The 13,694-nt window shown below is 47.4% G+C and carries 12 protein-coding genes; 4 read left to right on the plus strand and 8 right to left on the minus strand.

What is annotated here, in order from left to right:
- Window positions 1–2: 2 nt before the first annotated feature.
- The 5 genes from D3H65_RS15180 to clpB form a co-directional block, all read right to left on the minus strand.
- Entirely contained in the window at window positions 3–1,433 is a 1,431-nt protein-coding gene (locus D3H65_RS15180; protein ID WP_119051124.1) for a porin family protein, read from the minus strand.
- Window positions 1,417–2,007, minus strand: a complete 591-nt coding sequence (locus D3H65_RS15185; protein ID WP_119051125.1) for an RNA polymerase sigma factor — start codon at window positions 2,005–2,007, stop codon at window positions 1,417–1,419. The genes D3H65_RS15180 and D3H65_RS15185 overlap by 17 nt, the downstream gene beginning before the upstream one ends.
- A 120-nt stretch (window positions 2,008–2,127) precedes the next feature.
- Complete coding sequence (locus D3H65_RS15190) at window positions 2,128–3,555, minus strand: DUF4403 family protein (protein WP_162915649.1); 1,428 nt, start codon at window positions 3,553–3,555, stop codon at window positions 2,128–2,130.
- A 167-nt stretch (window positions 3,556–3,722) separates the two neighbouring features.
- A complete protein-coding gene (locus D3H65_RS15195) occupies window positions 3,723–4,295 on the minus strand; it encodes a DsbA family protein (protein WP_119051127.1) in 573 nt (190 codons plus the stop codon).
- A 327-nt stretch (window positions 4,296–4,622) separates the two neighbouring features.
- Entirely contained in the window at window positions 4,623–7,241 is a 2,619-nt protein-coding gene (clpB, locus tag D3H65_RS15200; RefSeq protein ID WP_119051128.1) for an ATP-dependent chaperone ClpB, read from the minus strand.
- Between the two features lie 231 nt (window positions 7,242–7,472).
- Here clpB and D3H65_RS15205 point away from each other — a divergent pair, with 231 nt between their 5' ends.
- Window positions 7,473–8,522 carry a serine hydrolase domain-containing protein gene (locus D3H65_RS15205; protein ID WP_119051129.1) on the plus strand — a complete coding sequence of 350 codons (1,050 nt, stop codon included), beginning with the start codon at window positions 7,473–7,475 and terminating at the stop codon, window positions 8,520–8,522.
- 121 nt (window positions 8,523–8,643) lie between these two features.
- Here D3H65_RS15205 and D3H65_RS15210 read toward each other — a convergent pair whose 3' ends face one another.
- Window positions 8,644–10,128 (minus strand): xylulokinase, encoded by a 1,485-nt coding sequence (locus tag D3H65_RS15210; protein WP_211345689.1) that lies wholly within the window; start codon window positions 10,126–10,128, stop codon window positions 8,644–8,646.
- 156 nt (window positions 10,129–10,284) lie between these two features.
- Between D3H65_RS15210 and D3H65_RS15215 the strand changes: the two genes are divergently transcribed.
- The 3 genes from D3H65_RS15215 (at window position 10,285) to D3H65_RS15225 (ending at window position 11,826) form a co-directional block, all read left to right on the plus strand.
- Window positions 10,285–10,629, plus strand: a complete 345-nt coding sequence (locus tag D3H65_RS15215; RefSeq protein WP_119051131.1) for a hypothetical protein — start codon at window positions 10,285–10,287, stop codon at window positions 10,627–10,629.
- 95 nt (window positions 10,630–10,724) lie between these two features.
- Window positions 10,725–11,681, plus strand: coding sequence for a tRNA epoxyqueuosine(34) reductase QueG (gene queG / locus D3H65_RS15220; RefSeq protein WP_119051132.1), 957 nt, complete (start codon window positions 10,725–10,727; stop codon window positions 11,679–11,681).
- Window positions 11,659–11,826 carry a YdeI/OmpD-associated family protein gene (locus D3H65_RS15225; RefSeq protein WP_119051133.1) on the plus strand — a complete coding sequence of 56 codons (168 nt, stop codon included), beginning with the start codon at window positions 11,659–11,661 and terminating at the stop codon, window positions 11,824–11,826. The genes queG and D3H65_RS15225 overlap by 23 nt, the downstream gene beginning before the upstream one ends.
- Before the next feature lie 9 nt (window positions 11,827–11,835).
- On the opposite strand, the gene D3H65_RS15230 is transcribed toward D3H65_RS15225, so the two are convergent.
- Window positions 11,836–12,387, minus strand: a complete 552-nt coding sequence (locus D3H65_RS15230) for a hypothetical protein (RefSeq protein ID WP_119051134.1) — start codon at window positions 12,385–12,387, stop codon at window positions 11,836–11,838.
- 7 nt (window positions 12,388–12,394) lie between these two features.
- Window positions 12,395–13,660 carry an LVIVD repeat-containing protein gene (locus D3H65_RS15235; protein ID WP_162915650.1) on the minus strand — a complete coding sequence of 422 codons (1,266 nt, stop codon included), beginning with the start codon at window positions 13,658–13,660 and terminating at the stop codon, window positions 12,395–12,397.
- Window positions 13,661–13,694 lie beyond the last annotated feature (34 nt).

The raw sequence follows: 13,694 nt of genomic DNA on the forward strand, positions 1-13,694 counted from the left end.
GATTATTTATAGAACCGATACTTTACGGAGAAATAGATGCCGTAGCTGGTAAGGTCCAGTTTTCCATAGCCCAATCCTTTCATCGGGATCTTCAGGTAAGGTTCGGCCTGTAGTGAGAAACGCTTGTTGAGGGCGCGTTCAAAACCACCTGAAAGGTTAAGGATGGAGAATGGATAGTTGCTGGTAGAATCTCTATCCCACATAGGGGTTTGCATACGGTTGCCATTATAGGTATAATCGTAGGCATACGATTCACCGGTCATGATGTAGGTAGATGCACCTGCACTGGCAAACCAACGTTGTTTTTTATTGACTGAGAAATCGTACCGTACATTAAGAGGTATTTCAAACATCTTGCAGTAACCCCACACGGAATGGAGATCAGTATTTCGCAACCAGCCGGTCTTAGTCCAGTCCTTGCCATCAGCGGTATAATTTTTCCGGGTATACAGTAAGCCTGTATTCACGGACCAGCGGTTGGAGAAACGATAGCCAATCTGGAGACCTGCATTGTAGCCGGCCTTATCCATGTCGGTAAATTTCACATTGCTCATGTCGGGACCTGCTACGAGACCTATTTCAAATCCTTTGTTTTGCTTGTTGTCTTTTTTCTTTGAGGCCGTCTTTTGGCCAGGGCCGGCATTGCTATCGGGAGCAATAGTAAGCTTAGGGGCATTGATGGAGCCAATAGCTCCTGCCTTTATACCGTTCCATGAAACGATACTCGCTTTGGGCTCACGTCCTTGTTGTGTAGTTTCTTCGGGGATCGGCAGGGGATTGTTTTCTCTGAATGATGATTGGCTGGCAAGACCCTGTTTACCTTTTCGTGCAGAGGATGTTTTAGCTATTGCTGACCGGATGGGTTGTTCTTTGTTCTTTTTATTACCGGCTATGGTTTGCTGTTTAATTGTGGTAGCGGAGGACTTGTTGTTATTATTTTCAGCCGCTGTGCCGGGCTCTTTGGCAGGTACCCTGGCTGTTGATGCAGGATTACCCGAAGCAGGTGTTGTGCTGCTGTTATCATCGGTCTGTGTTGATCCGGGCGTTGCCTGATGCTGTGCATCAGCGGTTGTTGTAGGTATAGTTGTTGGGGCTGCTTGCTCAGTATGAACACCGGATGTCGAAGCAGGCGTTACTGGTTCGTTATTATTTTGATTGTTGTTAGCAGATGGTACAGTATTTGTTCCGGTTACAGCAAGATTGGTATCTGATCTTTTACCGGTCATAGTCCACAACAAACCACCGCCTGCCAGCAGTACAATAAGGAACAGCCAGAACAGGAAGCGCCTGCGCTCCTTGTCCTCTTTGAGGGGCAATTCCCTGTTGAGCCGGTTTTCAAGCGCTTCCCAGCCTGATGTGTTTTGCTCCACATCAAATTGGTCAGCAGCTTCCCTGCTCATCCGGTCAAGGTCGTTATCATTGAGGGGATACATACACGTTGTACTGCGTTTTATTCAACAATAGTTTTCTTAGGTTATCACGGGCTTTTGATAAGTTGGACTTTGACGCACCTACTGATATACCCAGCACTTTAGCAATTTCCTCATGGCTCAATCCTTCAATCACAAACAAGTTAAACACTGCTCTGTAGCCGGGTGATAATAAACGGATAGCTTCTACTATTTCTTTATAGGATAAAATGTCGATACCAGTCTCGCCATGATCTGGAATGGATTCGGATTCAGTATTCAACACATGCCCACTGACGGATGCATTCATTTTGCGATAATGGTCAATACAGGTATTGACCAGGATACGCTTGAACCATCCTTTGAGGGAAAGTAAGGTATCTTCCTGACGATTTTCATCAAACTGGTGTACATTCTTAAACAGTTTGACAAAACCTTCGTTCATGATCTCTTCAGACTCTTCCTGGGCATTGGTGTAACGGTAACATATTTTCATAGCAAACCCGCGGAGCAGGTAATAAAGCTCCTTTTGGCTGTTACGGTCATTTTGGCGACAGCCGTTCAACAGGGCAGAAATTTTCGGGTTATCTGCGAGCAAGGGATGGTTGGTTTACAATTGTAAAACTTCTTTAATAAGTTACAATATATTTACTGAACTCCCGATAATACGGATTGCATTGCCGCCTGGTTGCCTAGCTGTCTATTTTCTTTTATTTATTTACTGTTTCATACTCAACAAGTTAGCTGGGGGACGGCCAATAAGAACTATGTTGCCCTTAATATAGGCCTGCACCTGGATATAGTCTTTCTGGGGCAAAAGGCCCACTATTTTAATACTTTCGAGCCGGCCGGAGGTACTCATCCAGTCGGTCACCTGCTGGTTGAGCCGGGCCTCGATCAGGGCTTTGTTTTTCTGAATAAGGGCGGCAATGTCCAGTACAGACTTGCCCTGGAGCTCTTTCATGATCTTTTTACGGAACATGCCCTTGGCAATATTGACGAGGATATCTTTTGTATCGAGGGCAAAGGAGATATCGGGCATGGAAAGGAATTGTTTGGCCGTGTCGAGAACGGGGGTGCCACTGAGGTGCAATACGCCTTTGCGGTTGCCGGTGAAGGAAACATCCACTGCTATTTTACCATCGTTGCTGCCGCGTACATTCACGTCTTTGATGACAAAAGTCCTTCCTTCTACTTCGAAAGGCTTATTACCCAAACTGTCGTTGAGTAGTTTATTGAAAAACTTGTATTCATAGACGGCATCGAGGTAAGTGCTGATAGCCCCGGCATTGTCGGTACCGGTGATGGGGGGCAAGGGGCCCCTGGTAACCAGGCGGATGCTGTCGGACGAGAACTTAGGGGCGCCCTGAAAGCCAATGGCGAAATACAACGTGTCTCTGTTCACATTGAACTTACTCACGCGCAGCATGGAGGGGTTGAGGTTGAGGAAACCATAACGACTGATGGGCATTACGCGGCTACCGCCGCTACGCCATTGTTTCAGGAAATCGTTGTTGTTGACGGCCTGTACAAAGTTGTCGAAGGTGGTGCAATAGGTTTCGACGGATGCTTTGATGCTGTCCATGATCTCTTTGGTCATGTCGTTCTGCAGCAGGGTTACCTGGCATTTGTCTATGGGCTTGAGTGTTTCCAGGCGGGTGGTGGTCGATACCTGGTGATTGGGCAGCAGGTTGAGCAAAGAGCTGATATTGATATCCACCCTTCGGAGGGCCTCATCGCCAAAGCCGCAGCTGCCGCTTACCCAGGGGGACACTTGTTTATCAAACGCGCAGACACAGCGGCTGCCGGCAATCTGGTAATTACCACGAAAAGCAATATTCACTTTATTGTTTACGCAGGTGAAGATAAAGGGAGCGCGTACAAAGCGGTATTTGTAGCGGAAATCGCAGCCGCTCTGGAGGTAGTTGGGCCATTTTTCACTGGTAAATTCTTTGGCGGTCATGCTGTCCATCAGGTTCAACAGGGGTTTCATGTATACCTTGATGGGAATGTTGATCTGTGATACAGGCAGGGCCGGCAAGAGACGGGCAGGCGGCTCAGTGGCGGTAACGGCTTTTTTAGAACTGCCACAGGAAGCCAGGAAAAACAAAGTACTCAGGAAAAGGAAGGCCGGAAGGAATTTCATGGCGTAAATATAAATAGGGTTCAAGAATACAGCCTACAGAATTTAGAATACAGCATTAAGAATCCTGCCTATTTAAGGGTCATTGTCTTGCCGACAGGCCTGTATATAAAAACAGGCCGCCTTTGGAGGCGACCTGAGACTATGAACACTTACGGGAAAATATTTACTTAAGCCCGCTGTTTGACGGGCGCTTTACGCTTTCCCTTCAGGGCTTCGTCGATGGCCTTACTCAGCGCATCGAAAGTTGGCTTACCGGTAAAGAGCTGATCATTGATAAAAAATGTGGGTACATCTCTTACTCCTAATGCCAGGCCATCCATCAGGTCGGCGCGCACTGTCCAGCCATAGAACGAATCAATGAGTCGATTCAAAAAATGCTTGTCGGAAACGCCTGCATCGCGGCTGTGTTCTTTCAGACTTGCGCTGCCCAGGTGTTTGCGATTGTGGAATAATATATCATGCATTTCCCAAAACTTACCGGCTTGTGCAGCACCCACTGATGCTTCAGCTGCTTTGTGAGCCCGCTGGTGTATCTGAGTGAGGGGGAAATGCCGGAAATTGAACCTGACCTGATCGCCATAGGCATGAAGAAGTTTTTTTACCACTTCATGGGCTTTGGCGCAGGCATCGCTTTCGTAATCACCGAATTCAACCAGTTTCACCGGTGCACTGGCAGGTCCCTGCCATATGTCTTTGGGTGAAATGATCTCGATGACCTTTGGTTTATTGTTTACTGCCATATTGTAGATCCTTTATTTACTGGTTAAAATGTATCTCTTGTGCCTTTCAACAGGCTTCTTGAGATCAGGGTGAGCCGCCCCGAAAGGGCGACCCACCCTAAAACCGCCTTCGACAGGCTCCTTTAGACGGTTTCGCCAGGCTCAACCTGACATTCGTTAAAGCTTCGACAGGCTCAGCCTGACAAAAGCACAGGCATTCAGATACAGGAAAATGCACAGATAATCAATCGGTTACCTGCGCTATAAATGAAAAGCCACTCCGCTCGCGGCAGAATGGCTTTGGTATTATGTTATATAGACGATTTTAGTGGCCCATAGGTTGTACTGTCAGGAAGTGATGTGGTTGGGCACTTCATTCCTGAATACCACTACCCCATCGAATACATCCACGAGTACGGGGTGGGTTTTGTCTATATCGCCTGCCAGTATCTTTTTCGATAGCTTATTGACGATCTCTTTTTGTATGAGCCTTTTAAGGGGCCGGGCGCCGAACTGGGGATCAAATCCGTTTTCGGCCAAAAAGTCGATCGCATAATCACTGAACTGGAGGTCGATGCCATTGTCGGCCACCATTTTCCGCAGGTTGTTGAGTTGAATAGTGATAATACCCCGGATCTCTTTTTTGAGCAATGGCTGGAACATGATGACCTCATCTACCCGGTTCAGGAACTCGGGGCGGATGGTTTGCCTCAGGAGGTTCATGACTTCCACTTTTGCTTTATCAGTAGCTTCCTCGAGGTTGCGTTCATTGACGCCCTCAAAGGCTTCCTGTATAAGGTGGCTGCCTATATTGCTGGTCATGATGATGATGGTGTTCTTAAAGTTGACCACACGGCCTTTATTATCTGTTAAGCGGCCATCATCCAGCACCTGGAGGAGCACATTCCATACATCGGGGTGAGCTTTCTCAATTTCATCGAGGAGGACTACGCTGTATGGTTTGCGTCTTACTGATTCAGTAAGTTGTCCACCTTCATCATAACCCACATATCCCGGAGGGGCGCCTACCAGCCGCGACACCGTATGTTTTTCCTGGTACTCACTCATGTCAATGCGCGTCATCATACTTTCATCGTCGAAGAGGTATTCGGCCAGGGCTTTGGCCAGTTCCGTTTTACCTACACCGGTAGTACCGAGGAAGATGAAGGAACCGATAGGCTTCCTGGGATCCTGTAAACCTGCGCGACTACGGCGGATAGCATCCGCTACGGCGGTAATAGCTTCCTCCTGTCCTACCACACGTTCGTGGAGATGATCTTCGAGGTGCAACAGTTTTTCTTTTTCACTCTGTAACATACGCGTTACCGGAATGCCGGTTGCCTTGGCCACATTCTCTGCAATGTCTTCCGCATCTACTTCCTCTTTCAACAAACGCTTTTCATTGATCACGTCCAACTGCTCTGATAAATCCTCTATGATCTTCTCCTGTTCTTTGATCTTGCCGTAGCGTATTTCAGCTACCTTACCGTATTCGCCATTGCGTTCAGCCTGTTCAGCTTCGAGCTTTAACTGCTCAATGGCTGCTTTGGCATTTTGTACTTTATCTACTATTTCTTTTTCTGCTTTCCATTTTGCTTTGAAGGTATCACGCTCTACGCTCAGGTTGGCAATGTCTGTATTGAGCTCGCGGAGCTTGTATTCATCATTTTCCCGCTTGATGGCTTCGCGCTCAATTTCCAACTGGCGTATCTGTCTTTCAAGCTTATCGAGCTCTTCGGGCATACTGTTCATCTCCAGGCGCAGTTTGGCTGCACTTTCATCGATGAGGTCAATGGCCTTATCGGGCAGGAAACGATCGGTAATGTAGCGGTGAGACAGTTCCACAGCAGCAATGATGGCTTCATCCTTGATGCGCACATGGTGGTGTGTTTCATAGCGGTCTTTCAAGCCGCGCAGGATGGAAATAGCATCCTCCACAGAGGGCTCTTCTATCATTACTTTCTGGAAGCGGCGCTCCAGGGCTTTATCTTTCTCAAAAAACTTCTGGTATTCATTGAGGGTGGTAGCACCTATGGCCCTCAACTCACCTCTCGCCAGGGCCGGTTTGAGGATATTGGCAGCATCCATAGCGCCTTCACCACCGCCCGCACCTACAAGGGTATGTATCTCATCAATAAATAGCACGATCTCGCCATCGCTGGTGCTCACTTCTTTTACTACGCCTTTCAATCTTTCCTCAAATTCTCCTTTGTATTTGGCGCCTGCGATCAGCTGACCCATATCGAGGGCGTAGATGATCTTGCTTTTCAGGTTTTCGGGTACATCACCATTTACGATGCGCATGGCCAATCCTTCTGCAATAGCTGTTTTACCTACGCCGGGCTCACCCACCAATATGGGGTTGTTCTTGCTGCGGCGGGATAAGATATGGAGGGTACGCCTGATCTCTTCATCCCTCCCGATCACCGGATCCAGTTTGCCCTGGCGTGCGAGCTCATTTAAGTTCTTGGCATATTTGTTCAGGGCGTTGAACTGCGTTTCCTGTGTTTGGCTCTTGATGGTATCGCCTTTGCGCAGGTCCTTGATGGCGGTTACAAGCCCTTTTTCTGTAAGACCTGCATCTTTCAATAACCTGGCAGTATTATCGCTGCCTTGTATCAGGGACACCAACAGGTGTTCTACGCTTACAAACTCATCGCCAAACTGCTTGAGGTTATTACTTGCCCGCAGAATGGCATTGTTGGCATCCCGGCCAATAGATTGTGCCGGCTGCGCACCGCCACTTACTTTGGGCAGTTTATCAATAGCTTCCTCCAGTTTCGTCTCCAGGAGGTTGACGGTCACATTATTTTTCTTCAACAGGTAATCCACGGGTGAATCCTCCTGTTCGAGGAGGCTCTTCAGCAGGTGCTCTGTTTCTATATTCACATTGCCACTATTAAAAGCGATCTGTTGCGCCTGCGCAATCACTTCCTGGGCTTTGATGGTAAAATTGTTCAAGTTCATAGTCTCTTCTTTTTAGATGTTGGTTCCTGGTAACTAAGCGGGGAAGGGTTACAAGGCGGTGTTGCTGCGGGACTTCAAAGGTGACACCTTTTTGGAAAAGTGTCCGCATTGAACTGCCTAAAATTCTCATTTATAACAACATTGTGCCAACCCTTCAGGTTCAGTTACCGTAACTTCCAATAACTTTACCCCTTATCGCAAATCACAATCCAACCAAAATTTCCGGCATTTATGTCAGTAAAAATCCCCCAAACCTGTCCAAAGTTCAGTCTATTCCTGTTTTTCCTGTTATTGTTGCAGTTTGCCCAGGGCCAAACCGATTTCAGCCGGGTGGACCAATTGCTGGAAAAGAACAAGAAATTATTGGGTAACAATGTGGTAGCCCTGGTTTGGAAGGATGGCAAGGTCATTTATCAGAAGGAGATCGGAACGGATTTCACAGCCAAAACGCAGGCGCCGATCGCCAGCTGTAGTAAGTGGCTCACAGCGGCCACTATCATGACCCTGGTAGATGAAGGAAAAATATCATTGGATGATCAGGTCAGTAAATATATCCCGGTGCTGGACAAATACATGAAAGGATATATCACGATCCGGCAGTGCCTGTCGCATACGACAGGTATTGATGGAAAAGGCGGGCTGGCAAGTTTATTACAACGCAAGAAATTTGAGTCGCTGGCAGATGAAGCGAATGCCATTGCCGCCAAAGAGATCTCCAATAACCCCGGAAAAGAGTTTGCCTATGGCAGCAGCGGCCTTAACCTGGCAGCCCGGGTAGCGGAGATCGTCAGCAAAAAGGATTTCAGCCGGCTGGTGCAGGAAAAGATCACGCGTCCACTGAAGATGCGGGCAACGACTTTCGTTAATGACAATGGCAATGCGCCCAATCCTTCAGGCGGGGCACAATCGAGCGCGCTTGATTATATGAATTTCCTGATCATGATCCTCAATAAAGGGGTATTTGAAGGCAAGCGTATATTGAGTGAGGAGTCGATCGGCGAGATGCAGAAGAACCATTTTCCCGGACTGCCGGTGAAGTTTACGCCGAAGGTAGCGGAGGGATTTGAATACGGACTGGGGGAATGGATACAGGAAAAGGATGCCAATGGCAACAGCACGGTGGTGAGCAGCCCTGGTCTTTTTGGCACCTGGCCCTATGTAGACAAATGCCGCGGTTATGCTGCGATCATTTTTGTAAAAACAATACTGGGTGAACAGAAGAAAGATTTCTACCTGCAGTTTAAAGAAGCGGTGGATGAGCAGGTGGGACCGTGTAAATGAGAATACAGAATACAGAAGCGCGGAAGGAATTAGCGCTTAGAGGTAGAATGTTTGTTCGAAAACTAAAACAGCGGCACAACTTTAGATTGTGCCGCTGTTTTAGTTTTCAGCCATCTGCTAACTATAGCTCTTTCAACAAAGCTTGTTTCCAATTGCCATAAATATCTTGATATTGTTGCTGTAAGGCTTTCTCAGGCTCTAGTTTTTTGATGACGTTCATACCTGCAAAACAGGATGCGAAGTCGGGATAGATGCCTGCCCCTACACCTGCTGCACGGGCGGCGCCGGCAGCCCCATCGGTATTGTACAACTCCACTGTACAACCGGTAGTATTGGCAAACACGCTGCCAAACACATCGCTCAGGAACATGTTTGCATAGCCTGCCCGGATAGTCTTCAACTGCATGCCCATTTGCTGCATGATCTCCATACCGTACTTGAGGGAAAACACGATGCCTTCCTGTGCGGCCCTGGCCACGTGGCCACGATCATGTCGGTTGAACTGGAGGCCCTGCAGCATAGCGCCCAGGTCTTTGTTTTCCAATACACGCTCGGCCCCGTTGCCAAAAGGGAAGAAACTTAATCCATCGGCGCCGGGAGTAATAGCAGCGGCCTGGGCATTCATATCCGCATAGGAAGCATTGGCAAAGAAATTCTTGCGCAGCCAGCTATTGAGGATGCCTGTGCCGTTTACACATAGCAGGATGCCATAGCGGGGCTTTTCTTCTGTATGGGTCACGTGCACAAAGGTGTTGACCCTCGATTTGGGATCATACTCCACTTTATCGGTAACACCATATACCACCCCGGAAGTACCAGCTGTAGCAGCCACTTCACCGGGTTGCAATACGTTGAGCGAATAAGCATTGTTGGGCTGATCGCCGGCACGGTAACTGACGGGTGTACCTGCCTTCAGGCCCAGTAGATCAGCCGCTTCGCTGGTAATACGTCCCTGTTCGCCAAAAGTGGGTACAATGGCAGATAGCAGGTTTTCGTCTATTCCGTAATAATTCAGCAATTCTTTGGCAATGGCCTTTGTCTTAAAATTCCACAGGATGCCTTCGGACAGGCCAGAAATAGTTGTGGTTGCTTCGCCGGTGAGGCGCAGGGCGATGTAATCGCCGGGCAGCATGACCTTGTGTATCTTTTTATAAGTATCGGGTTCGTTTTCTTTCACCCATTTCAGTTTGGAGGCGGTGAAATTGCCGGGGGAATTGAGGAAATTGGACAGGCTGAAATCTTCTCCCAGAGCTTCAAATGCTTTGTTGCCATAGGTAACAGCCCTACCATCACACCAAATAATGGAGGGGCGCAAAGGCTTACCTGCTTTGTCTACGCATACGAGACCATGCATTTGGTAAGAGATACCGATGGCAGCCACCTCATCGCCCTGAAAGGCGACCTGCTGACGCAATTTTTGTAAGGCATGCTGCAACTCCTTCCACCACCTGTCGGGGTCCTGCTCGGCAAAACCTGCTTTAGGGGCATCTATGGGCATTTCTTCTGCCGGGGAAAAAGCAGTAGCGGCCAGCTTTCCGTTGGCTATTTCTATCAATGCGGCCTTAACGGAGGAAGAGCCAATATCGAAACCGAGTAAGTATTTCACAATCACTTTTTATTTAATAAAGAAGGGGTATTTCTACCGGGTAGCCAATTTAGGCAATTTATCGGGCCGGGAAAACAATTTACCTTTAAATAAGCCCTGAAGCAGGGAGAGCAGGAGCAAAATGATACGATAAAGACAATTTAAACATTTCTCGCTATGTACGAACCCAAATACAAGCCATTGGCTCCCCGCAGGGTATTTTACCTGCGTGTGGCCAATAACCTGTTGATCGGTGCAGGTATCCTTGGCATTTCGCTGTTGATCGGCATCCTCGGCTTTCATTATACGTGTGATCATATCCGCTGGCTGGATGCGTTTCACAATGCTTCGATGTTATTATCGGGCATGGGGCCGGTTTTGGATCACCTGTGTGATAAAGGGATATGGTTCTCTTCTTTCTATGCCTTGTTCAGCGGGGTAGTGTTCATCACCAATATAGGTTTTATACTGGCGCCTGTGATCCATCGATTCTTTCATAAATTGCACCTTCAGGAGAAATAGTCGGAAAGACCGGAAGTCAGAAAGTCCGAAAGACAGTACGGCTGTCAGCAGGTTTCTTAAGAACTTCCGGACTTACCAACATCCGGACTTTATTTATGCGCACTATTGAGCAACATACTACACTCATTAAAACCTATGCTGCGCAGCTGGGGTTTGATTATTGTGGCATTGCCAGGGCGCAGCGGCTGGATGAGGATGCGCGGCGGCTGGAGAGCTGGTTGCAGCAGGGTATGCATGGTTCGATGGGGTATATGGAAAACCATTTTGAGCTGCGGATAGATCCCACCAAGCTGGTACCCGGCGCACAATCGGTGATCACGCTATTGCTGAATTACTACCCGGCAGAACAGCAGGACCCGGATTCGCTACAGGTAGCCAAGTATGCCTATGGGAAAGATTATCATGAAGTAATACGGGAAAAGCTCAACCGGCTGCTGGCACTGATAAAACTCCATATCGGGGAAGTACAGGGAAGGGGGTTTGTAGATTCGGCCCCGGTATTGGAAAGGACCTGGGCGCAACGAAGCGGCCTGGGATGGATTGGCAAAAACGGTAACCTGCTGACGAAGCAGGGAGGCTCTTTTTTCTTTATCGCTACGCTGATCACGGACCTGCCGCTACGGTATGATGATCCTTATGCCAAGGATTTTTGCGGCACTTGCACAAAATGCATTGATGCCTGCCCTACGGATGCTATCCTGGACAATAAGGTGGTGGATGGGAGTAAGTGTATTTCGTATTTTACGATTGAATTAAAAGATAAGCTGATCCCCGGAGAAATGAAGAACAAGTTTGACAACTGGTTCTTTGGCTGCGATACCTGCCAGGATGTATGTCCCTGGAACCGGTTTGCGCAGGCTACGCAGGAGACTGAATTCTCACCCATTCCTGAATTGCTTCATTTTACAACTGCCGAATGGCAGTCCTTGACAGAAGACGCTTTCAAAAAGATATTCCGTCATTCTCCGCTCAAGCGATCCAAATTCTCGGGCATTCAACGTAACCTGACCTTTGTACAAAACACTTTCGATGGAGAAGGCCCTGGTCAATAAAAATAAAGGTGAGGGCAAACAAAAGCAATATATAGACTGGATCTACAGCGCCAAAAAAGAAGAAACCCGGATAGAACGGTTGGCCGAAACCATTAACCGCCTAAGCCGGGGTTTGACATTGCGACAGAACAATAGCAGTGAATAGCAAGTAAAATCAGATCTTGTACCCTACTTTCAGGGAAAACCTGTTGAGCTTGTATTTATAGGTACTTGTATAATAAGTATAATCGAGGCCTTTAAAACTATAGCCCACACTCATCAACAAGGCATTCTTATTTTTCAATCCAATATAATATCCCACACCTACATCATAAAAGAGACCGGGATCATAATCCTTCGAGGCATAATCATCTTTATTATACTTTTTTTCTGCCGAGAATTGTATGCCGCCATCGGCGTACAGAAATGGCGTGGCGGGCTTTGTCAGCAGGCTTTTGCGTATATCCAGGAAAAGGGGGACGGTTAAGGCACTATAGGTATCCAGCCCTACCCCGACCCCCACAGACCATGTTTTGTAGCGAACACCGTTGATGGTTTGCAATTGGATACCATTGTCATTTTCTCCGGTGACTACTCCAAACTGATTGATGGAACTAAAGCCAAAGGAGCTGTTCTTTTTAGTCTTTGCAGGTGCATCAGACTGCGCCAGGGTGCTTGCTGCAAGGCTACACAGGATGGCCGTTATCAAAGTGTATTTCCTGAACATTCGGTTACTATTTATCAAGAACGATTTTACTCAGCAATTTAATATTGCTCACATCGGCATAGTTGAATTGGTACAATCCATCTTTAGCTACTACGAGTGCGCGTTTGTTGTAGGCAATCACATCATAGGCATCGATACCTTCTATCTTTTTAAGGAGTTTGAGGTCGCTTACATTGGCAGCGTCATATACCTTTACCCCATCCTGCCCATCACAAATAAACAGGAGGTTATTGTCTTTGGACAGTCCGTGGGGATTGGTCATGGGATATACCTTCACCATAGAAGGACTGATAGGATTGACAATGCTCAATACTTCCAGTTGGTTGGTAAATCCCTGGCAGGCGGTGCCGGAACGCAGGGTTACATAGGCATACTCATCATCAGCAATAACCGGATCGCAACTACGTACATGAGAGAAAGTGCCCTGTGCAGTGGGAGCAACGGGGCTCGTTACATTATAGATGTACATGCCGGAGGTTGACCCGATGAACAATTTATCTTTAAATGGAAATATGGTTTCGATTCCGCCGTTATTGAGGTTTATCTTATTTACATAAGCAGGCTGCTGCGCAGTAGTTACATCAAACGTATTCAAGGTGCTGTTGGAAACAGTATACAGGTAATTGTTGATGAGTGTGAACCTTGCCATAGAACCTCCCTGACCACCGCCTAAATTGGGAGATGCATAATTGCCCTTACTGTCTGCACTGGCCAGGGAATAATAGGTTTCGTAGAGCATCCTGTAGGATTCGCAATCTACGGTAGTATCCCGCTCCTGCCAACTTACCACCACTCTTATTGAATCGGGGTTTATATTTCCTGCAGAAGAATAATAAATGGCGCGATGAGGGAATACGTTGTTGAGAAAATTCTTAGCCACTACTTCCTGCGGATTGCTGATATCAAAAGTGACGAGATCGCTCCAGGAGTCTGCGTATAAAGTATTGCCTTTTACTGCCAGGTCTACATTCCCTGGTATATTCACAAAAGCGATGTTCTTGGGAGAAGCAGGATCGCTGTTGTCAATGATGTGGATGCCTTTTTGCTGTTCGTTCAGGAAAATATACTTACCGTAGATATATAATTTCCCGGGCGCCTTTAATGGCTGCGGGGAACTGCTCTTCATTTCTTTCCTTACCTGGCTCAGTGTTTTATATACCGGAGCATAGAGCTTGTAAGTTTGCGTACAATGGTCTTTAAGACAGCTGCTCAACGAAAGCAGGCATAGTAAAGACATCGCCCATAAGAGCGCGCTTTGGTTATTCCGCATCATAAAAAAGGGTTTCGTATCTGACAGCGGAACAGGA

It is taken from the genome of Paraflavitalea soli (assembly GCF_003555545.1).
Classification (GTDB): domain Bacteria; phylum Bacteroidota; class Bacteroidia; order Chitinophagales; family Chitinophagaceae; genus Paraflavitalea; species Paraflavitalea soli.